This is a genomic window from Pseudomonas machongensis (genome assembly GCF_034961125.1).
Lineage (GTDB): Bacteria > Pseudomonadota > Gammaproteobacteria > Pseudomonadales > Pseudomonadaceae > Aquipseudomonas > Aquipseudomonas machongensis.
This window is the reverse complement of record NZ_JAYFUI010000180.1, coordinates 18,756-38,891: the sequence shown is the minus strand read 5'-3', so window position 1 is coordinate 38,891 and position 20,136 is coordinate 18,756. Positions and strand designations below refer to the sequence as shown.

The window sequence follows — 20,136 nt, the reverse complement described above, 5'->3', positions numbered from 1 at the left end:
CCAAGGAAGAAACCGTGTCCCCGCTGACCTATCGCAAGACCCTGCTGGCCCTGGCAATTGCCGCCTGCGCCCTGCCTGCCCACGGCCAGACCGTCCAGCTTACCGATGCCGGCTTCACCTCAAGCCACCAGAGCTACGCGAACGGGCTCGAGTTCGGCGGCAGCTTCACCAATATTTCCCGCAGTGCGATCGTGCTTGACGACGCCACCGTACAGGGCGGCTTGACCTTCAACAGCCCGATCAACGACAACGACCGCACCTCGGTGGACATGGTCAATCGCAGCGATGCCCTCACCCTGCGCAACAGCCAGGTGACCGGCGACCTGGTGAACCAGGCCTTCGTCAGGAGCACCAGCCTCGATGGCAATGCGCTGAAAATCAGCAATACCACGGTTGATGGCAACCTGATCAACCAGGGCACGCTCCAGGCCGGCACCGGCATCGGCATCATCAACCGACGAGAGGCCTACGGCATCAACCTGGCCAGCGCCACCGGCCAAACCACGCTGATCAAGGGCGACGTGGTCAATGCCCAGAATGCCAAGGTCCGCGCCTATGGCTACAACGCGATCACTCTCAACCTGGCCGGTGCCACCGTGCAGGGCAAGATCATCAACCGCGGCGCCATCGAAAGCAGCGGCCCCAATGCCATCAGCATCAACGCCACTTCGCGCGGCGGCGCCATTGGCATGCCAACTCGCCTGGACAGCATCGAAAACCACGGCAATATCGTCGCCAGCGATACCAACAGCCAGGCCATCGCGCTCGACGGTGCAACCCTGACCACCAGCCTCGGGCGACACATCGACAACCGTGGCTCGATCTACGCCCTGAGCGGCACCGGCATTCGCATCGGCGATGTCGCATACGACGCCCCCGGCCAGCAACCCTGGTACCGTGACCACGGCGACCTGAACATCTTCAACAGCGGCATCATCATGGCCCAGGTGGCCATCGACGCCAGCCACAGCAATCGGCCAGTCGAGCTCATCCTGCGCGAAGGCAGCCAGATCACCGGCATGCTGGACGGGCTGAGCAACATCGAGGTCGAAGGTGACAGCGAGTTCCAGGCCCACTACCTGCCCCACAGCACCCCGGACATCCGCCTCAAGCCCGGTGGCTGGATCGAAGTCGGCAACCTGAGCGACGACACCCGTGCAACCTTGTCACTGACCGCGGCCCGCACCGTGATCGACGGCAACCTGTCGATCGCCGGCAACTCGGCGCTGGGCCTGGAACTGTCCAGCGAAACCGACCCGAGCGTGGCGGTACTCAAGGTCAGCGGCACCAGCAAGTTCGAACAAGGCTCGCGCATCGCCCTGCACGCCGACGAAGAGGACTTCCAGCCGTCCGGATCGCGCTACCTGCTGGTCGAGGCCGGCCAGGTACAGCTGGTGGACACTGCCGGCCACGACCTTGACCCCAACGGCATCCAGGTCACCAGCACCTCGGCACTGCTGCGCGTGCAGAGCAGCGCGGTGGAAGACAACAAGATCTACGCGCAAGTCACGACCAAGCCGGTCGACGAGATCACCGAAATCGTCAAGGAAGGCGGCGGCAACGGCAATGCCCAGGGCGCTATGGGTAACGCCATCAACAACGGCCTCCTGGCTCAACTGCCCAAAGGCGACCCACTGCTGGCCTACGCCGCCACCGCCGACCAGGCCCAGGTCGCGAGACTGGCCCGCCAGCTGACCCCGGAAGTCAACGGCGGCGCCCGCCAGGCGGCCACCGGAAGCCAGCGCATGATCGGCAACGCCATCAGCAGCCGTGCCAGCAGCCTGCGTGGCGCCTCTTCGGGCGAAGGCTTCAGCCAGGCCGGCGTGTGGATTCAATCGCTGTACAGCGACGCCACCCAGAACAACCGTGACGGCGTGGCAGGTTACAACGCCTACAGTCGCGGCATTGCCGTCGGTGCCGATGGCAAGCTCAACGACCAGCTCACCCTGGGCCTGGCGTACAGCTTCCTGGACACCGACGTCAACGGCAGCAGTGGCAACAAGACTTCGGTAGAGAGCCATGCCTTCACCCTGTACAGCGCCTACACCCTGGGCAACTACTTCGTCGACGCCAGCCTGACCTACGGCCTGGGCGACAACGAAGGCAAGCGCGAGATCGCTGATACCCGAGCCAAGGCCGATTACGACAGCAACCAGCTGGCCGTGAACCTGGTCGGTGGCTACACCTGGCACATCAACCCGCAACTGCTGGTCGAGCCACGCGTGGCCGCGCGCTACAGCCGTGTCGACATCGATGGCTATCGCGAGAAAGGCTCGTCCGCCGCGCTCAAGGTCGAAGATGAACGCTACGAAGCGCTCGAACTCGGCGCAGGTGTGCGGGTGGCAGGCAGCTATGCCATTGGCGTCGGGACCCTGCAGCCGCAGTTCAAGCTGATGGGCTACCATGACTTCGCCGCCGACCAGACCAACAGCACATCGACCTTCCTGCTTGGCAACACGCCATTCGTGACCCGCGGCGCGAGTGCCGTGCGCAACAGCTACGAGGCGGGCATCGGAGCCGACTACAAGCTGGGTGCGGTGACCCTTGGGGTCAATTACGACTACGTGGGCAAGTCGGGCTTCAATGCCGATGTGTTCTCGGCGAAGGTGCGGTACGACTTCTGATCGCAACCTCCAACGATCCTGATCTTGCCGCCTGAAGACAAAAGCACAGGCAAGGTCTTGTGTTCGCCGTCCCGAAAACGAAAAGGCCGGTATCTCTCGATACCGGCCTTTTCATTCACTTGGCCTGATAGATGATCCCCGGACTGCACTGAACCATCTGGTAATGATCCGGCAAGCCATTGAGCGCCTCCGAAGCCCCCAGGAACAGATACCCCCCTGGCTTGAGCGTCGCGTGGATACGCATGAGGATGTCTTTCTTCACCTGCGCGGAGAAGTAGATCAACACATTGCGGCAGAACACGATGTCGAACTTGCCCAGCGCCGCATAGCTGTCGAGCAGGTTGAAGGAGCGGAACTCCACCCGACTGCGAATCGCCGGCTTCACCGCCCAGCGCCCCGGCCCTTTCGGGTCGAAGTAGCGCTGCAGGCGCTCCTGCGACAAGCCACGGGCAATCGCCAGGCTATCGTACTCACCGGTCTTGCAGTTATTGAGCATGGCGCCGGAAAGATCAGTAGCGACGATCTGCGCCCCCATCTTCAACTGGCCCAGGTTGCTGCGCTCGAACTCATCGATGGCCATCGAGATCGAATACGGCTCCTGCCCCGACGAGCAGGCCGCCGACCACATGCGCAGGCGCTGACCGGGGTTGCTGCGGATGAACTCGGGAATCACCTTGTTCTTCAGTACTTCGAACGGATAGGTGTCGCGAAACCACAGGGTCTCGTTGGTGGTCATGGCGTCGACCACCTGCTCGCGCAGGCCGCTGCGGGGCTGGGTCTGGATGCGCTGCACCAGCTCACCCAAGCTCTTGATGCCCTGTTGCTCCATCAGCTTGTTGAGACGGCTGGACACCAGATACTGCTTATTTTCGCCCAGCAGGATGCCACAGGCTTTTTCCAGGAATACCCGGAACTGTTCGAAATCCAAATTACCCGTAGACAATGCTGCCGCCTCTTTTCAATCACTTGCGCCGGGGCTCGCCCCGGCCGTTTCAATGCGTTGCCTTGATCCGATCGACTACGCGCTGGGCCAGGTCGTCCGGCTTGAACTTTGCCAGGAAGTCGTCAGCGCCAACCTTCTTGACCATCGCCTGGTTGAACACGCCCGATAGCGAAGTATGCAGGACGATGTGCAATTTTTGCATGCGCGGATCGTTACGAATCTCGGCGGTGAGGGTATAGCCGTCCATTTCCGGCATTTCAATGTCGGAGATCATCATCAGAAACTCTTCTTCCGGCCGCTTGCCCTCATCCACCAGCTTGCGCAGGTAGTCGAGCGCCTGGCGGCCGTCGTTGAGCGCCACCACCTCCACGCCCACGGTCTGCAGGCAACGGCTGACCTGCTTGCGCGCCACCGACGAATCGTCGACGGTCAGCACCCGCAGCAACACGGCCTTGTCCTGCACCTCGGCATCGACCACGCCGGCGGAGACCGACTCCGAGGACGGCGCCACTTCCGCAAGCACCTTCTCGACATCGACGATCTCGACCATGCGGTTGTCTACCCGGGTGACCGCCGTCAGGTAGTGATCACGCCCGGTGCCCTTGGGTGGTGGGTGGATCTCTTCCCAGTTCATGTTGACGATGCGCTCGACCGAGTGCACCAGGAAACCCTGGGTCTTGGTGTTGTACTCGGTAATGATCACGAAACTGTTGCGGGTCTCTTCTTTCAGGCCCGGCAGCCCCGTCGCCATCGACAGGTCGAGGATGGGGATGGTCGCCCCACGAATGTTCGCCACACCGCGCACCACCGGATGGGACTTGGGCAACAGTGTCAGCTCCGGGCACTGCAGCACTTCCCGGACCTTGAACACGTTGATGCCGTAGAGTTGATCGCCATTGAGACGGAACAACAGCAGCTCGAGGCGATTCTGTCCAACCAGTTGCGTGCGCTGGTTGACCGAATCCATAACGCCAGCCATGCCAGACTCCTTCTATTTTTCTGCTCGCTTGCCAACAAGTCGGCACGGGCTTTGCTTTTTTGAGCGTATGTATACGAAAACGACATTTTTCCGACGACTGACGCGCCTGCTGGCCATCCCCCTGGCCATTGCATGCCTGCTCGCATCCGGCGCCCGCACGCTGGCGGATTCGTTTACCTTGCCTGAACAGCTTATCGGTGTCACCCAAGGGTTTCTTGAATTCACCGTCGAAGACTACATGACGCGCACCCAGACCGTGGGGCGTTATGACATCCAGGTCAACAATCTCGACCCACGCCTGCGCATGCCGGTGTGCAGCCAGCAACTGGACGCCTCGCTGGAAAGCCCGGCTCAGCCGCTTGGGCGAGTGACGGTACGGGTACGTTGCGACGGTACTTCGCCCTGGACCGTGTTCGTGCCAGCACAGGTCAAGCTGTTTCGCGACGTGGTGGTCATGACCCGCCCGCTCAAGCGCGAAAGCGTGATCGGTGAAGGTGACGTGGCCCTGCGCGAGCGTGACGTCAGCACCCTGGGCCAGGGCTTTCTGAGCGAACTCGACCAGGCCGTGGGCATGAAACTGCTGCGCCCGACCGTCCTCGACCAGGTCCTGACGCTGCAGCAACTGGAGCAGGCGGATGTGATTCGCAAGGGCGACCACGTAGTGATCACCGCCCGCAGTGGCGGCCTGAGCGTACGCATGCCAGGCGAAGCCTTGAGCAAAGGCGGCCTGACCGAACAGATCCGGGTGCGTAATCTCAACTCCCAGCGCGTGGTCAAGGCCACGGTGGTCGGGCCGGGCCAGGTCGAAGTGGCGATGTAGAAAGAAGACGTCGGCGGCATTGCCGACGAAATAATGCAGGGCCCCAGGACTGGCGGCGATGAACCGCTTTTCCTAAACTGTGTCAGAAATCGGGATACGCGGGTTTGCTGACGGACGGCAAAACATTTGTGCCTAAAGTTTGTTTCGGGTTAGCCGAAACAAAGGCAAGCGTCCTATTTACCCAGAGGTTTCTGATCATGGTCATCGACTTCAGTCGTTTGAATAACTCTCCGTCCATAACGGGCGGCGTTCGCGGCAATGCCACATCGGGCAACACCGAAAAAACCGGTGCTGCCAGCGATGCAGGCAAGCCTGCCAGCGTCAGCGGAGAAGCGGTACACCTCAGTCAAGAGGCCCAGCAGTTGCAGAAGATCAGCGACAAGCTGCGCGATCAACCCGCAGTCGACAGTGCCCGTGTGGCCCAGTTGAAGCAGGCGATTGCAGACGGCAGCTACCAGGTCGATGCCGGCCGGGTCGCCAGCAAACTGCTTGATTTCGAAGCGCAGCGCTAACCTTACGGTGCGCTGACTTCCAGGACGCCAGAGCCAAGAGCCAGCCATGCACGACACCACACTGCTGCAACTGATCGAAGACGACATCGCGCCGACCCAGGAACTGCTCGACCTGCTCCAGAAGGAAACGGTCGCCCTGCACGGTCGGGACATGCAGGTGCTGGAGACCATCCTCGCCCGCAAGCAATCGCTGATCGTCTTGCTCGAGCAGCAGGGCATGCGGCGCAATCACCTGCTCAACGGGCTCGGTCTCAGCGCCGACCGGGCAGGTGTGCAGGCCGTCGCTGCACAATCGCCCAACGGCGAGATCATCCTGCAGCAACTCGATGTGCTGACCCAGTTGATGGACACCTGCCAGAAGGTCAACGAGACCAACGGCCGGGTCATCCAGGTGCAACAGCACGCCACGGCCAACCAGATCAGAATCCTCAACGGCGGCGACTCTCCGTCGCTGTACGATAGCCGTGGCACCACCTCCCCCATGGACAAGCCCCGGGCGATCAGCCAGGTGTGATTATTCCTATTCAAGGCACGGAACATACTGGCAAAATGCCGTTACTTGCGTGTGTCGTTTTTGCCTGGAGATTGATTACCCGTGTTCAATGAGTCCGATGCTCCTCAGCCACCAAAAGTGCTGACCACTCCTCTGGAGATTTCGGCGAACCTGCGCCAGCTGATGGACAGCCATGATCCGCTGATCATCAGCTTCCATGAGCGCAGCCAGCGCTTCCAGAGTTACGTGGTACAGGTGGACCGGGACGCCAACGTTCTGGCACTGGACGAAATGATCCCGCGTGATGGCGAGAAATTCATCGAGAACGGCGAACCCTTCCGTGTCGAAGGTTTCCACGATGGCGTACGCATTGCCTGGGAGTGCAACACTCCGCTGACCATCGGCGAAGTCGATGGCCACCGCTGCTACCGCGGCCCGCTCCCCACCGAAATGACCTACCACCAGCGCCGCAATGCCTTCCGCGCAGCGCTGAAACTGTCGCAACTGGTCGACATCATCCTCGACGGCACCCACCTCAAGGGCAACGGCGCGCTGCGCGGCAAGCTGCTCGACGTGTCCGCCACCGGCTGCAAGCTGCGCTTCGACGGCAATGTCGAAGACCGCCTGCAACTGGGCCAGGTGTACGAGCGCTTCAAGGCTGCCAACCCCTTGGGCCTGACCGACGTCATGGTGGAATTGCGCCACCTGCACTTCGAAGAGCGGATCAACACCACCTTCGCCGGCGTGCGCTTCCACAACCTGAATGGGCAAAGCCAGCGCAAGATCGAGAGCTTCGTGTATCAGTTGCAGCGCGAAGCACGGCGGTTCGACAAGGACGACTACTGATCGTCCAGCTCAAATGAAAAACGCCACCGATCGGTGGCGTTTTCGTTCTGATCCGTGGGGCCCCGCGACAGGGCCGGCACAGCCTGCGTCAAACCGACTTGTCTGCCTCGGCCTGCGGCGCCTTGGCAGCTGTGTCCTTCTCTTCCTCGGCCTCGGTATCCTCCGCCGCCACCGGCGCCTGCATCACGTCCTGCACGGTCTGCTCGTCGACCCGCGGGTCGAGCGCAGCCGACAGAGGCGAACCTGCCGCCGGCATAGCCACGTGGCCCAGCGGTGCATCCTGCACCTGGTGCAGCCCGGTGACCGCCTTCGGCCGAATACGCCACACCAGCACCAGGGCAAAGAAGGTGAAGAAGGCATAGAGCATCTGTGCGCCCAACGCCTTCATCAGAACGCCCGCCACCAGCGGACCGATGCTCGCCCCCACGCCATAGGTGACCAGCAGCATCGCCGTCAGCGATACCCGCCGCTCGCTTTCCACGTGGTCATTGGAGAACGCCACGGCCAATGGGTAGAGGCAGAATTGCAGCAACGAAACGATGAAGCCTGCCGCGAACAGCAACTCCAGCGGCACACTGGGCAACAGCGCCAGCGGCAGCGAAACCACCGCCAGGCCGATCGATACACTGCGGATCAGCACTGCCCGATCGTAACGATCCGACAGCCAGCCCAGAGGCCATTGCACGAGAAGCCCGGCAAAAATACAGCAACCCATGAACAGACCGACCTGCTCGGTGCTCAGCCCCTGGCGCGCCGCATACAGAGGGGCCAGACCATAGAAGGAACCGACGATCAGGCCCGCGCCAAGCACAGTACTCAACGACTGCGGTACCCGCTTGATGAAGAACTTCGGCTCCATCGGCGCCGGCCGCAGCGGCGCCGGGTGAATGCGCCGGGTCATCGCCACCGGCACCAGGCACAGGGCGAAGCACATGGCGACCAGCATCAGCAGCTCAGGCCCCAGTGCCGGATGCACCACCAGGATCAACTGACCCAGTACCAACCCGAGGTAGGACGCGATCATGTAGCCGCTGAATACCGCACCGCGCTGCTTGGCGTCGGCCTGTTCGTTGAGCCAGCTCTCGATGACCATGTACTGGCACATCATGCCCAGGCCCACGATCATTCGCAGGCCGATCCAGGCGGGCACGAAGTTGGTCATCCCATGCCCGAGCACCGCCGCGCCGACGATGCCGGCACAGGTGGCATACGCACGAATGTGCCCGACCCGGGCGATCAATCGGTGACCGACCTTGCCGCCCACTGCCAGGCCGAAATAGTTGGCCGCCATCAGCGCACCGACCCAGAGGCTGTCGACATGGTCGGCAGCCAGGCGCAACGCCAGGTAGGTACTCAACAGGCCTGAGCCGATCAGCATCATCAGGGCGGCGAAGTACAACGAGCGAAATGACTTCCAGATCTGGCGCATGCGTCCCCGCGGGCTCCTTGGGCAGGTGTGGTGCTGCTGGCAAGCATAAGGGCAATTTCCCGGACGCGGGCCCCTGGCAATGAAAAAAAGCCAGGAGCGGCGCGCCGGGCAAAGCTTCTGTCGCGATCAGGCCTGCGCGGCCAGCACCCTACGCTCCCACGGCGTGATCTCATTGAAGAAATCAGTCAATTCCAGGGTCTTGGTGGCGACGTAGCCTTCGATGAACTCCTCGCCGAACAGTTCCCGCGCCAACGTGCTGCGACGCAGGCGCTCGATCCCCGCGTGCAGCGTGCAGGGCAGACTCAGGTGCTCGGGCACCACGAACTCGCCCTGGATCGCCGGCGTGGGCTGCAGCTTGCGCTCGATGCCATGCAGCCCGGCCGCAAGACTTGCGGCAATCGCCAGGTAAGGGTTGGTGTCGGCGCCAGGCAGGCGGTTTTCCACACGTCGCGCCACCGGCGAACTGGCCGGGATGCGCAGGCCGGCAGCGCGATTATCCTCTGACCAGCAAGCATTGTTCGGCGATGCGTACGGGTGGCACAGACGCTGGTAGGAGTTGACGTTGGGTGCGAACAGTGCGGTGAAGTCGGCCATGCACGCCTGCGAGCCGCCGATGAAGTGATGGAAGGTGTCGGTTGCCCTGCCCTCTTCGTCACTGAACACGTTACGGCCGGTGCCGATCTCCACCAGGCTCTGGTGGATGTGCATCGAACTGCCAGGGGTATGTGCCAGCGGCTTGGCCATGCAGACCACGGTCAAACCGTGCTTGAGCGCAACCTCCTTGAGCAGGTGCTTGAACAGGAAGGTCTGGTCGGCCAGCAACAGCGGATCACCGTGCACCAGGTTGATCTCGAACTGACTGACGCCCATCTCGTGCATGAAGGTGTCGCGTGGCAGGCCCAGTGCTGCCATGCACCGGTAGACCTCGCTGAAGAAGGGGCGCAAGCCATTGTTGGAGCTGACGCTGAAGGCCGAATGGCCCAGCTCGCGACGCCCGTCCCTGCCCAGCGGTGGCTGGAACGGCTGGTCCGGATCACTGTTCGGCGCGAACACGAAGAACTCCAGTTCGGTGGCCACCACCGGCGCAAGCCCCAGCGCCGCATAACGGGCGATCACCGCCTTGAGCAGGCCACGGGTCGAAAGCCCCGAGGGCGTACCATCGAGCTCGACCGCATCGCAGATGGCCAGTGCCCGAGGGCTGTCGCTCCAAGGCAGGACATGGGTTTGCCCAGGGTCGGCGACCAGCGCCAGGTCGCCATCATCGCTGCCGTAGAACTTCGCCGGCGGGTAGCCGCCCATGATGCATTGCAGCAGCACGCCACGCGCCATCTGCAGGCGCCGGCCTTCGAGAAAGCCCTCGGCGGTCATCACCTTGCCGCGCGGGACGCCATTGAGGTCGGGGGTGACGCATTCGATTTCGTCGATGCCGGTCAGGCGCTCGGTCGTCATGACGCTGGTCCTTGTTGTTGTAGGCATGCCGCGAACGGCGACAGCCACAACATAGGCCGGGGGTGTTTAAAATATCAAGCACCCTGTAGAGCGGCGAAGCTATCGCTGCGACTTGCCCCGCGATAGGGCCTGCACTGACAACTACTCGCGCAAGGTCATGCCATTGGCCGGCAACGGCAACGCCGTCTTGTAGCGCACCTGCTTGAGCGCAAAGCTGGAGCGGATATTGGCCACCCCCGGCAGCCGCGTCAGGTAATCGAGAAACCGCTCCAACGCCTGGATGCTCGGCAACAGTACGCGCAGCAGGTAATCCGGATCGCCTGTCATCAGGTAGCACTCCATCACCTCGGGTCGCTCGGCGATCTCCTCCTCGAAGCGATGCAATGACTGCTCCACCTGCTTCTCCAGGCTGACATGGATGAACACGTTGACATCCAGACCCAGCACTTCGGGCGACAACAAGGTCACTTGCTGGCGGATGACCCCCAGCTCCTCCATCGCCTTGACCCGGTTGAAACAGGGAGTCGGCGAGAGGTTCACCGAGCGCGCAAGCTCTGCGTTGGTGATTCGGGCGTTCTCCTGGAGGCTGTTGAGAATGCCGATATCTGTGCGATCGAGTTTACGCATGAGGAAAATTCACCTGATTCTTGTGTTTATTCAGAATGTTTATCTGCGCCACGCGATAAAGGCAATGAACTTGAGAGAAAAATTCTTCGGCCCAGCCTCTAAGATGTAAATGACGCTGACCTACCAGTCACAAGCCAGTAGGCAGCGGCGGCCGCTTCAGAGCTCACAAAAACAACATTCGAGCGAGCGTAAAAAGCATGAACGAGTACGCCCCCCTGCGTTTGCATGTGCCCGAGCCCACAGGCCGGCCAGGCTGCCAGACCGATTTCTCCTACCTGCGTCTGAACGATGCCGGTCAAGTCCGTAAACCACCTATCGACGTAGAGCCCGCCGACACTGCGGACCTCTCCTACAGCCTTGTGCGTGTGCTCGACGAGCACGGCAATGCTGTCGGCCCCTGGGCCGAAGGCATCGACCCGCAGGTGCTGCGCCAGGGCATGCGCGCCATGCTCAAGACGCGCATCTTCGACAGCCGCATGGTGGTCGCCCAGCGCCAGAAGAAGATGTCCTTCTACATGCAGAGCCTGGGCGAGGAAGCCATTGGCAGCGGTCAGGCATTGGCCCTGAACCGCACCGACATGTGCTTCCCCACCTATCGCCAGCAGAGCATCCTGATGGCCCGCGACGTGTCGCTGGTGGAAATGATCTGCCAGCTGCTGTCCAACACCCGCGACCCGCTCAAGGGCCGCCAATTGCCGATCATGTACTCGGTGCGTGAGGCGGGCTTCTTCACCATCAGTGGCAACCTGGCGACCCAGTTCGTGCAGGCGGTCGGCTGGGCCATGGCGTCGGCGATCAAGGGTGACACCAAGATCGCCTCGGCCTGGATCGGTGACGGCGCCACAGCCGAATCCGACTTCCACACCGCCCTGACCTTCGCCCACGTCTACCGCGCCCCGGTGATCCTCAACGTGGTCAACAACCAGTGGGCGATCTCCACCTTCCAGGCCATCGCCGGTGGCGAGTCGACCACCTTCGCCGGCCGCGGCGTGGGCTGCGGCATCGCCTCGCTGCGGGTCGACGGCAACGACTTCATCGCCGTGTACGCCGCCTCGCGCTGGGCCGCCGAGCGTGCTCGCCGCGGCTTGGGCCCGACGTTGATCGAGTGGGTCACCTACCGTGCCGGCCCGCACTCCACCTCGGACGATCCATCCAAATACCGCCCTGCCGACGACTGGAGCCACTTCCCGCTGGGCGATCCGATCCTTCGCCTCAAGCAGCACCTGATCAAGGCGGGCCACTGGTCCGAAGAAGAGCACCAGGCCGTCAGTGCGGAGCTCGAAGCCGAGGTGATCAAGGCACAGAAGGACGCCGAAAAGTTCGGCACCCTCGCCAATGGCCATATCCCCAGCGCCGCCTCGATGTTCGAGGACGTGTACAAGGAAATGCCCGATCACCTGCGCCGGCAACGCCAGGAACTGGGGGTTTGAAATGAACGATCACAACAACAGCATCAACCCGGAAACCGCCATGGCCACCACTACCATGACCATGATCCAGGCCCTGCGCTCAGCCATGGATGTCATGCTCGAGCGCGACGACGACGTGGTGGTCTACGGCCAGGACGTCGGCTATTTCGGCGGCGTGTTCCGCTGCACCGAAGGCCTGCAGAGCAAGTACGGCAAGTCGCGGGTATTCGATGCACCGATCTCCGAGAGCGGCATCGTCGGCACCGCCGTGGGCATGGGCGCCTATGGCCTGCGCCCGGTGGTGGAAATCCAGTTCGCCGACTACTTCTACCCCGCCTCCGACCAGATCGTCTCGGAGATGGCTCGCCTGCGCTATCGCTCGGCCGGCGAATTCATCTCGCCGCTGACCCTGCGCATGCCCTGCGGCGGCGGCATCTACGGCGGCCAGACCCACAGCCAGAGCCCCGAAGCGATGTTCACCCAGGTCTGCGGCCTGCGTACGGTGATGCCATCCAACCCCTATGACGCCAAGGGCCTGCTGATCGCCTCGATCGAGTGCGACGATCCGGTGATCTTCCTCGAGCCCAAGCGCCTGTACAACGGCCCGTTCGACGGGCACCACGACCGCCCGGTAACCCCCTGGTCGAAGCACCCGCACAGTGCCGTGCCGGACGGCTACTACAAGGTGCCGCTGGACAAGGCGGCGATCACCCGCCTCGGCAACGATGTCACCGTGCTGACCTACGGCACCACAGTCTACGTGGCCCAAGTGGCCGCCGAGGAGAGTGGCGTCGACGCCGAAGTCATCGACCTGCGCAGCCTCTGGCCGCTGGACCTGGAAACCATCGTCGCCTCGGTGAAGAAGACCGGGCGTTGCGTGGTGGTCCACGAGGCCACCCGTACCTGCGGCTTTGGCGCCGAGCTGGTTTCGCTGGTCCAAGAGCATTGCTTCCATCACCTCGAAGCGCCGATCGAGCGCGTCACCGGCTGGGACACCCCCTACCCCCACGCACAGGAATGGGCCTACTTCCCTGGTCCTTCGCGGGTAGGTGCGGCATTGAAACGGGTCATGGAGGTCTGAATGGGCACGCACGTCATCAAGATGCCGGATATCGGTGAAGGCATCGCGCAGGTCGAGCTGGTGGAATGGTTCGTCAAGGTCGGCGATGTGATCGCAGAAGACCAGGTGGTGGCCGATGTCATGACCGACAAGGCCACGGTAGAAATTCCTTCGCCGGTCAGCGGCAAGGTCTTGGCCCTGGGTGGCCAGCCCGGTGAGGTCATGGCGGTCGGCAGCGAGCTGATCCGTATCGAAGTCGAAGGCAGCGGCAACCACGTCGACGCGCCGCAGACCAAGCCGGCCGAGGCGCACGCCGCGCCGGCGCCAGTCCAGACGAAGATCGAGCCGCAGCCCGAAAACCGTCCGCAACCTGCGACAAGCCACGCCGCCGCGCCCATCGTCCCGCGCGAGGCGCATGACAAACCGTTGGCTTCACCCGCCGTGCGCAAGCGTGCACTGGATGCCGGTATCGAGCTGCGTTACGTGCACGGCAGCGGCCCGGCCGGGCGAATCCTGCACGAAGACCTCGACGCCTTCATCAGCAAGCCGCAGACCGCCCTCGGCCAGGCGCCGGCTGGCTACGGCAAGCGCACCGACAGCGAGCAGGTGCCGGTGATCGGCCTGCGCCGCAAGATCGCCCAGCGCATGCAGGATGCCAAGCGCCGCGTCGCGCACTTCAGCTATGTCGAGGAAATCGACGTCACCCAGCTCGAAGCCCTGCGCCAGCAGCTCAACGCCAAGCATGGCGAAAGCCGTGGCAAGCTCACGCTGCTGCCCTTCCTGGTGCGCGCCATGGTCGTCGCCCTGCGCGATTTCCCGCAGATCAACGCCACCTACGACGACGAGGCCCAGATCATCACCCGCCACGGCGCCGTACACGTGGGTATCGCTACCCAAGGTGACAACGGCCTCATGGTGCCAGTACTGCGTCACGCCGAAGCCGGCAGCCTGTGGAGCAACGCGAGCGAGATCGCCCGCGTGGCCAATGCCGCGCGCAACAACAAGGCCAGTCGGGAAGAGCTGTCCGGCTCGACCATCACCCTGACCAGCCTCGGCGCCCTGGGCGGCATCGTCAGCACGCCGGTGGTCAACACTCCCGAAGTGGCGATCGTCGGCGTCAACCGCATGGTCGAGCGCCCCGTGGTGATCGATGGCCAGATCGTGGTGCGCAAGATGATGAACCTGTCCAGCTCGTTCGACCATCGCGTGGTCGACGGGATGGACGCCGCCCTGTTCATCCAGGCCGTGCGCGGCCTGCTGGAACAGCCCGCCTGCCTGTTCGTGGAGTGAGCATGCAACAGATCCTCGATACCACCCTGCTGATTATCGGCGGGGGACCCGGCGGCTACGTGGCCGCCATCCGCGCCGGGCAACTGGGCATTCCCACCGTGCTGGTCGAAGGGCAGGCATTGGGCGGCACTTGCCTGAACATCGGCTGCATTCCGTCCAAGGCGCTGATCCACGTGGCCGAGCAGTTCCACCAGACCAGCCGGTATGCTGACGACTCGACGCTGGGTATCAGCGTCTCGGCACCGCAGCTGGACATTGCGCGCAGCGTCGAATGGAAGGACGGCATCGTCGACCGCCTCACCAGCGGTGTGGCGGCCTTGCTGAAGAAACATGGGGTGAAGGTGCTCCATGGCTGGGCGAAGATCCTCGACGGCAAGAACGTCGAGGTCGACGGCCAGCGCATCCAGTGCGAACACCTGTTGCTGGCGACCGGCTCGAGCAGTGTCGAGCTGCCGATGCTGCCGCTGGGCGGGCCGGTGATTTCCTCTACCGAGGCCCTGGCACCGAAAAGCCTGCCGCAGCACATGGTGGTGGTCGGCGGCGGCTATATCGGCCTGGAGCTGGGCATCGCCTACCGCAAGCTCGGTGCTCGTGTGAGCGTAGTAGAAGCACGTGATCGCATCCTGCCCACCTACGACGCCGAGTTGACCGCCCCGGTGGCTGAGTCGCTGAAAAAACTTGGCATCGCACTGCACTTGGGACACAGCGTCGAAGGCTATGAACATGGCTGTCTGTCGGCACGCGACGGTGCAGGCCAACAGCTGCGCCTGGAAGCCGATCAGGTACTGGTCGCCGTTGGCCGTCGACCACGCACTCAGGGCTTTGGCCTGGAGAGCCTGGCGCTGAAGATGAACGGTGCGGCGATCGCCATCGACGAGCGCTGCCAGACCAGCATGCGCAACGTCTGGGCGATCGGCGACGTGGCCGGCGAACCGATGCTCGCACACCGAGCGATGGCCCAGGGCGAGATGGTCGCCGAACTTATCGCCGGCAAGACCCGCCGCTTCGAGCCCACCGCGATTGCTGCGGTGTGCTTCACCGACCCGGAAGTGGTGGTGACTGGCAAGACGCCTGAGCAGGCCAGCGCCGAAGGCCTGGACTGCATCGTTGCGCAGTTCCCCTTCGCGGCCAACGGGCGAGCCATGAGCCTTGAGTCGAAAAGCGGGTTCGTGCGCGTGGTTGCACGTCGCGACAACCATCTGATCCTCGGTTGGCAAGCCGTCGGGGTGGCGGTTTCCGAACTGTCCACAGCCTTCGCCCAATCGTTGGAAATGGGCGCGCGGCTGGAAGACGTGGCCGGCACCATCCATGCCCACCCGACCTTGGGCGAGGCCGTGCAGGAAGCGGCATTGCGAGCTTTGGGACATGCCTTGCATATCTGATCAGCACTGAAGCGGCGTTGGCCGTTTTGACCCGCAGCGCCTTGGGGTGCTGCGGGTCTTTTTTTGCAACAGCGGCTGTTGCCGATACCGGCAATGCGCTTCCTCCGATGGGCAATCCGCTGCCCAGGTGATACCTGTTGCTCGGCTACAACCCCCGCCAGGCTTGGCCTGAGCCAAATGGCACAGGTTTTGCCCCTTGCACAACGCGACTACCATCCAAGGAGGAAACACATGATGATCAGCCTCAACGGGCTGGGCTGGCAGACTGCATTGCAGCAGCCAAGCCGGGTCAACCATGACGCTGTGCAGGCCGATTTCATGCCGCAGCGTCAGGCAATGACCACCAGCAACACAGCAGCGCAGCAGAACAATCAAGGCAGTACCTCGCAGCAAGATGCCGAGGACGCTCGTCAGGAAGCTTTCGCCAAGCTCAAGGTGGCCCTGCAGAACCCTGACATTGGCGCACGTCAGCAGGCCAGTTCGTCGAAACCTGCAGCCAGCAATGCGCTGCAGGAGTTCCGCGACTACATGTCCAAGTCGCCAGCGGAAAAGATCAAGGAGAAGATCCTGCAGGAGCTCGGCATGACCGAGGAGGACTACAACGCCCTGCCTCCCGAGAAGAAACAGAAGATCGACGAGCAGATCGCCCAACGCATGAAGGAAGACGTCGAACTCAAGACCCAGGCCAAGCTGCAACAACAGGCTGAACGCGCAGCAGCCAACACGGCCGACATGGCCCAGGGGAGTGAGACCAGCAAGCAGCAGGAAGACAAGGAAAAGGCGCAGTCCGTCTGAGTGGCATGACCGCGATGGCCGGTGCAACGCTGGCCATTACGGCAGGCTCCTGCGCAGGTAAAAACGTCTGCAGCCGAATCATCGGATAGCAGTGGCAAGCGGAAGCGAGGGAAAGGCGAGAAAGGAAGGATGTGTCCCCTGCTGGAATCGAACCAGCATCTAGCCCTTAGGAGGGGCTTGTTCTATCCGTTGAACTAAGGGGACATCACGGCGCGCATTCTACGCAAATTCAGTGGGTTGGAGAAGCCACACGACGCGGCGCAGGCTGTCGGCGGCGAGCATGGTAACCAGCGCTCGACCGTTTGTCATGCCCAATGCTGGCATTTCCATGTAGTCCCTTTCTGCGATTTCTCGCCGCCTCCAAGCTGCGCGGCGGTTCAATTGCATATTACTGGCATCGTCAGGGAATTTTTTGTGCGGGCGCGGTCAAAACGTGAACGTCGGGCGCTTCGGCCTGATGGGGAACGCTTGCGTCATGTTGCATAGCCACTATGCTCAAGGATAGGGAAACCTTGCGGGTTTGATGATTTTCCCCAGGTCTTGTCGAACTTTACGAGATTTTGACAGCAAAGGCCTGACAACAGGGCGAGACGGGAAAGAGTAAAACTTTTCAAACCAGTACTCATTTCTGATAATTGGTACTGGCAGAAAGCCTTTACCCGGATCACTATTTGTCACAGAATTGACGCCAAGGAAACGGCGACCATGAGGCAAGATGAGCATCCAAAATCACATCACGGTTGAACATTTTGTCGTCGCGACGGTCGAACCCACTACCGTGCGGCCAATTTGAGAACCGCTTCCCCTGAACCAGAACAACCGGTCAATTTATATGCGCCCAATGAAACAGGCTATCTACTCCAGCCGCACCGCTGACAAGTTCGTCGTCCGCCTGCCTGACGGGATGCGTGAGCGCATTGCCGAGGTAGCGCGCAACCATCACCGCAGCATGAACTCCGAAATCATCGCCCGCCTGGAGCAAAGTCTCATCCAGGAAGGTGCACTGGGCGACGAGCTGAGCATGCGCCTGGACAGCCCTGAGCTGTCCCTGCACGAACGCGAATTGCTGCAACGCTTCCGTCAACTGACCCATCGCCAGCAGAATGCGCTGGTCGCCCTCATCGCTCACGATGTGGAAATGGCTGCCGACGCTTCCTGAGGCTTCCAACGCCCACGAAAAAAGCCAGCGCAAGCTGGCTTTTTTCATTTGAGCGGAATCCGTCAGAGCAGGAACAGTGTCGCCAGGCCAAGGAAGATGAAGAAGCCGCCGCTGTCGGTTACGGCAGTGATCATCACGCTCGAACCCATCGCCGGGTCGCGCCCCAGGCGCACCAGTGTCATGGGGATCAACACGCCCATCAACGCCGCCAGCAGCAGGTTCAGGGTCATTGCCGCAGTCATCACCACACCCAGCGACCAACTGCCATAGAGCAGGAACGCCACTACCCCGATCACCCCGCCCCAGATCAGACCGTTGATCAGCGATACCGCCAGCTCCTTGCGCATCAGACGACGGGTGTTGCCCGGCGATACCTGGTCCAGCGCCATGGCGCGCACGATCATGGTGATGGTCTGGTTACCCGAGTTACCACCGATACCGGCGACGATAGGCATCAGCGCCGCAAGGGCTACCAGCTTTTCGATCGACCCTTCGAACAGTCCGATCACCCGCGAGGCAACGAACGCGGTGATCAGGTTGATGGCCAGCCATGCCCAGCGGTTGCGCAGCGAACGCCAGACCGAGGCGAAGATATCTTCTTCCTCGCGCAGGCCGGCCATGTTGAGCACTTCGCTTTCGCTCTCTTCACGAATCAGGTCAACCATCTCGTCGATGGTCAGACGGCCGATAAGGCGATTGCTCTTGTCGACCACCGGTGCAGAGACCAGGTCATAACGTTCGAATGCTTGCGCAGCATCGTAGGCATCTTCCTCGGGCGTGAAGCTGACAGGGTCGGTCGCCATGACCTCCGCCACCTTCTTGTCCGGGTCGTTGACCAGCAGACGCTTGATCGGCAGCACACCCTTCAGAATGCCGTCGTAATCGACCACGAACAGCTTGTCGGTGTGCCCCGGCAGCTCCTTGAGCCGACGCAGGTAACGCAGTACCACTTCCAGGCTGACGTCTTCGCGGATGGTGACCATCTCGAAGTCCATCAGCGCACCGACCTGCTCCTCGTCGTAGCTCAGGGCCGAACGCACGCGCTCACGCTGCTGGGCATCGAGGCTTTCCATCAGCTCATGGACAACGTCACGCGGCAGCTCAGGCGCCAGGTCAGCGAGTTCGTCTGCGTCCATTTCCTTTGCCGCAGCCAGCAGCTCGTGATCGTCCATGTCGGCGATCAACGTCTGACGTACGGCGTCGGAAACTTCTAGAAGGATGTCGCCGTCACGATCCGAGCGCACCAGCTGCCAGACCGTCAGACGATCTTCCAGGGGCAAGGCTTCGAGGATATAGGCGATGTCGGCGGGGTGCAGATCATCGAGCTTGCGCTGCAGCTCGACCAGGTTCTGGCGGTGGACGAGGTTTTCCACCAGGTCGTTGTGCTGACCTTCCTGACGATGAGTCAGGTCCTCAACGACGCGCTGGCGCTGCAGTAGCTCGATCACCTGGGCGAGGCGATCCTGCAGGCTCTCTTGGACTTTCTTTACTTCGACTTCGGTCATAGGCGAACTCCACTCCCAGCAGCGGAGCACGCCGGGAGAATCAATCGGTCAGATCTGGCTTGATAAAGCGGATTAAGGGGTAACTACTGGGTAAGTCCATGGTGGTATTCCACAAGCCCCGGCGGGGCTGACGGGCGCAATCATACACTGCTCAAGCTGTCTGATCGCTTAAATTTTTGGCTGGAACAATCGTTTGCGCGATAAAGCTGTGACAACGCTCGAAGCCAACAGTGCGACGGCGCACAACAGCGAAAAAGCACATCGACGTGCAGCAGGGATTTATACGGAGTCTAGCCGCGTTGCACTGACAGATTCGTGAACGGCAGAAAAGAAAAAGCCCGCTACAGGAGCGGGCTTTTTGGTGTGGCGGACTCAGGAGGATTCGAACCTCCGACCGCTCGGTTCGTAGCCGAGTACTCTATCCAGCTGAGCTATGAGTCCGTGGTGGTAGTTTTAGACCAGATTACCACTGGTTTCGAAGCTTCTCTTCTTGAGGATTTCTCGACAAGCAAAGCCACTTCAGAAAGTGGCGGACTCAGGAGGATTCGAACCTCCGACCGCTCGGTTCGTAGCCGAGTACTCTATCCAGCTGAGCTATGAGTCCGTCGATGGTAGTTTTAGACCAGATTACCACTGGTGAAATGATGCGTCTTCCAAAGAAAACCGCCTCATTGTATGGCGGACTCAGGAGGATTCGAACCTCCGACCGCTCGGTTCGTAGCCGAGTACTCTATCCAGCTGAGCTATGAGTCCGTGTCTTGCCGCGCATTATAGTTCGCTAAACCGTTTTGCCAAGTACTTTTTCGTTTAATTT

General features: G+C 61.8%; 17 protein-coding genes and 4 tRNA genes. 11 read left to right on the top strand and 10 right to left on the bottom strand.

What is annotated here, in order from left to right:
* The first annotated feature begins 14 nt into the window (after positions 1-14).
* Complete coding sequence (locus tag VA602_RS16175) at positions 15-2,624, top strand: autotransporter family protein (RefSeq protein WP_323453700.1); 2,610 nt, start codon at positions 15-17, stop codon at positions 2,622-2,624.
* Positions 2,625-2,739: 115 nt separating this feature from the next.
* On the opposite strand, the gene cheR is transcribed toward VA602_RS16175, so the two are convergent.
* Positions 2,740-3,567 (bottom strand): protein-glutamate O-methyltransferase CheR, encoded by an 828-nt coding sequence (gene cheR, locus VA602_RS16170; protein ID WP_054891907.1) that lies wholly within the window; start codon positions 3,565-3,567, stop codon positions 2,740-2,742.
* A gap of 49 nt (positions 3,568-3,616) precedes the next feature.
* Entirely contained in the window at positions 3,617-4,546 is a 930-nt protein-coding gene (locus VA602_RS16165; RefSeq protein WP_063545699.1) for a chemotaxis protein CheV, read from the bottom strand.
* A 67-nt stretch (positions 4,547-4,613) separates the two neighbouring features.
* Here VA602_RS16165 and flgA point away from each other — a divergent pair, with 67 nt between their 5' ends.
* From flgA to VA602_RS16145, 4 genes are all read left to right on the top strand, one after another.
* Positions 4,614-5,366 (top strand): flagellar basal body P-ring formation chaperone FlgA, encoded by a 753-nt coding sequence (flgA, locus tag VA602_RS16160; RefSeq protein ID WP_063545700.1) that lies wholly within the window; start codon positions 4,614-4,616, stop codon positions 5,364-5,366.
* A gap of 197 nt (positions 5,367-5,563) precedes the next feature.
* The gene (flgM, locus tag VA602_RS16155; RefSeq protein ID WP_153774601.1) at positions 5,564-5,878 is read left to right on the top strand and encodes a flagellar biosynthesis anti-sigma factor FlgM; all 315 of its coding nucleotides are present in this window, start codon (positions 5,564-5,566) and stop codon (positions 5,876-5,878) included.
* A gap of 46 nt (positions 5,879-5,924) precedes the next feature.
* The gene (locus tag VA602_RS16150) at positions 5,925-6,392 is read left to right on the top strand and encodes a flagella synthesis protein FlgN (RefSeq protein WP_054891911.1); all 468 of its coding nucleotides are present in this window, start codon (positions 5,925-5,927) and stop codon (positions 6,390-6,392) included.
* Positions 6,393-6,473: 81 nt separating this feature from the next.
* Positions 6,474-7,217, top strand: a complete 744-nt coding sequence (locus tag VA602_RS16145; protein WP_063545701.1) for a flagellar brake protein — start codon at positions 6,474-6,476, stop codon at positions 7,215-7,217.
* Positions 7,218-7,305: 88 nt separating this feature from the next.
* Here VA602_RS16145 and VA602_RS16140 read toward each other — a convergent pair whose 3' ends face one another.
* From VA602_RS16140 to bkdR, 3 genes are all read right to left on the bottom strand, one after another.
* The gene (locus VA602_RS16140) at positions 7,306-8,646 is read right to left on the bottom strand and encodes an MFS transporter (RefSeq protein WP_063545702.1); all 1,341 of its coding nucleotides are present in this window, start codon (positions 8,644-8,646) and stop codon (positions 7,306-7,308) included.
* Between the two features lie 126 nt (positions 8,647-8,772).
* A complete protein-coding gene (locus VA602_RS16135; RefSeq protein WP_323453816.1) occupies positions 8,773-10,014 on the bottom strand; it encodes a glutamine synthetase family protein in 1,242 nt (413 codons plus the stop codon).
* A 222-nt stretch (positions 10,015-10,236) separates the two neighbouring features.
* The gene (gene bkdR, locus VA602_RS16130; protein WP_054891915.1) at positions 10,237-10,722 is read right to left on the bottom strand and encodes a Bkd operon transcriptional regulator BkdR; all 486 of its coding nucleotides are present in this window, start codon (positions 10,720-10,722) and stop codon (positions 10,237-10,239) included.
* Positions 10,723-10,919: 197 nt separating this feature from the next.
* On the opposite strand from bkdR, the gene VA602_RS16125 reads away from it, so the two are divergent.
* From VA602_RS16125 to VA602_RS16105, 5 genes are all read left to right on the top strand, one after another.
* Positions 10,920-12,152: a 3-methyl-2-oxobutanoate dehydrogenase (2-methylpropanoyl-transferring) subunit alpha gene (locus VA602_RS16125; protein ID WP_323453699.1), complete on the top strand. Its 1,233-nt coding sequence runs from the start codon at positions 10,920-10,922 to the stop codon at positions 12,150-12,152.
* Position 12,153: 1 nt separating this feature from the next.
* Entirely contained in the window at positions 12,154-13,212 is a 1,059-nt protein-coding gene (locus VA602_RS16120) for an alpha-ketoacid dehydrogenase subunit beta (protein ID WP_323453698.1), read from the top strand.
* Positions 13,213-14,481, top strand: a complete 1,269-nt coding sequence (locus tag VA602_RS16115) for a dihydrolipoamide acetyltransferase family protein (protein ID WP_323453697.1) — start codon at positions 13,213-13,215, stop codon at positions 14,479-14,481.
* Between the two features lie 2 nt (positions 14,482-14,483).
* Positions 14,484-15,863: a dihydrolipoyl dehydrogenase gene (gene lpdA / locus VA602_RS16110; RefSeq protein ID WP_323453696.1), complete on the top strand. Its 1,380-nt coding sequence runs from the start codon at positions 14,484-14,486 to the stop codon at positions 15,861-15,863.
* Positions 15,864-16,094: 231 nt separating this feature from the next.
* On the top strand, positions 16,095-16,658 hold the full coding sequence (locus tag VA602_RS16105) for a hypothetical protein (protein ID WP_323453695.1): 564 nt from the start codon (positions 16,095-16,097) through the stop codon (positions 16,656-16,658).
* 132 nt (positions 16,659-16,790) lie between these two features.
* Here the strand turns inward: VA602_RS16105 and VA602_RS16100 are convergent.
* Positions 16,791-16,862, bottom strand: a tRNA-Arg gene (locus VA602_RS16100).
* A gap of 628 nt (positions 16,863-17,490) precedes the next feature.
* Here VA602_RS16100 and VA602_RS16095 point away from each other — a divergent pair.
* Positions 17,491-17,817: an Arc family DNA-binding protein gene (locus tag VA602_RS16095; RefSeq protein ID WP_029613963.1), complete on the top strand. Its 327-nt coding sequence runs from the start codon at positions 17,491-17,493 to the stop codon at positions 17,815-17,817.
* Positions 17,818-17,879: 62 nt separating this feature from the next.
* On the opposite strand, the gene mgtE is transcribed toward VA602_RS16095, so the two are convergent.
* The 4 genes from mgtE to VA602_RS16075 form a co-directional block, all read right to left on the bottom strand.
* A complete protein-coding gene (mgtE, locus tag VA602_RS16090) occupies positions 17,880-19,322 on the bottom strand; it encodes a magnesium transporter (RefSeq protein WP_054891920.1) in 1,443 nt (480 codons plus the stop codon).
* A 364-nt stretch (positions 19,323-19,686) separates the two neighbouring features.
* Positions 19,687-19,763: transfer RNA gene (locus tag VA602_RS16085), tRNA-Arg, on the bottom strand.
* Positions 19,764-19,849: 86 nt separating this feature from the next.
* A tRNA-Arg gene (locus VA602_RS16080) sits at positions 19,850-19,926 on the bottom strand.
* Between the two features lie 72 nt (positions 19,927-19,998).
* Positions 19,999-20,075: transfer RNA gene (locus VA602_RS16075), tRNA-Arg, on the bottom strand.
* Between the last annotated feature and the right edge of the window lie 61 nt (positions 20,076-20,136).

Bases quoted from the DNA above. Each gene is read 5' to 3' on its own strand.
- VA602_RS16115 (WP_323453697.1), top strand. From the start codon at position 13,213: ATGGGCACGCACGTCATCAAGATGCCGGATATCGGTGAAGGCATCGCG.
- flgM (WP_153774601.1), top strand. From the start codon at position 5,564: ATGGTCATCGACTTCAGTCGTTTGAATAACTCTCCGTCCATAACGGGC.
- VA602_RS16095 (WP_029613963.1), top strand. From the start codon at position 17,491: ATGCGCCCAATGAAACAGGCTATCTACTCCAGCCGCACCGCTGACAAG.
- VA602_RS16140 (WP_063545702.1), bottom strand. From the start codon at position 8,646: ATGCGCCAGATCTGGAAGTCATTTCGCTCGTTGTACTTCGCCGCCCTG.
- flgA (WP_063545700.1), top strand. From the start codon at position 4,614: ATGTATACGAAAACGACATTTTTCCGACGACTGACGCGCCTGCTGGCC.
- VA602_RS16165 (WP_063545699.1), bottom strand. From the start codon at position 4,546: ATGGCTGGCGTTATGGATTCGGTCAACCAGCGCACGCAACTGGTTGGA.
- lpdA (WP_323453696.1), top strand. From the start codon at position 14,484: ATGCAACAGATCCTCGATACCACCCTGCTGATTATCGGCGGGGGACCC.
- mgtE (WP_054891920.1), bottom strand. From the start codon at position 19,322: ATGACCGAAGTCGAAGTAAAGAAAGTCCAAGAGAGCCTGCAGGATCGC.
- VA602_RS16150 (WP_054891911.1), top strand. From the start codon at position 5,925: ATGCACGACACCACACTGCTGCAACTGATCGAAGACGACATCGCGCCG.
- VA602_RS16105 (WP_323453695.1), top strand. From the start codon at position 16,095: ATGATGATCAGCCTCAACGGGCTGGGCTGGCAGACTGCATTGCAGCAG.
- VA602_RS16120 (WP_323453698.1), top strand. From the start codon at position 12,154: ATGAACGATCACAACAACAGCATCAACCCGGAAACCGCCATGGCCACC.
- VA602_RS16135 (WP_323453816.1), bottom strand. From the start codon at position 10,014: ATGACCGCCGAGGGCTTTCTCGAAGGCCGGCGCCTGCAGATGGCGCGT.
- bkdR (WP_054891915.1), bottom strand. From the start codon at position 10,722: ATGCGTAAACTCGATCGCACAGATATCGGCATTCTCAACAGCCTCCAG.
- VA602_RS16125 (WP_323453699.1), top strand. From the start codon at position 10,920: ATGAACGAGTACGCCCCCCTGCGTTTGCATGTGCCCGAGCCCACAGGC.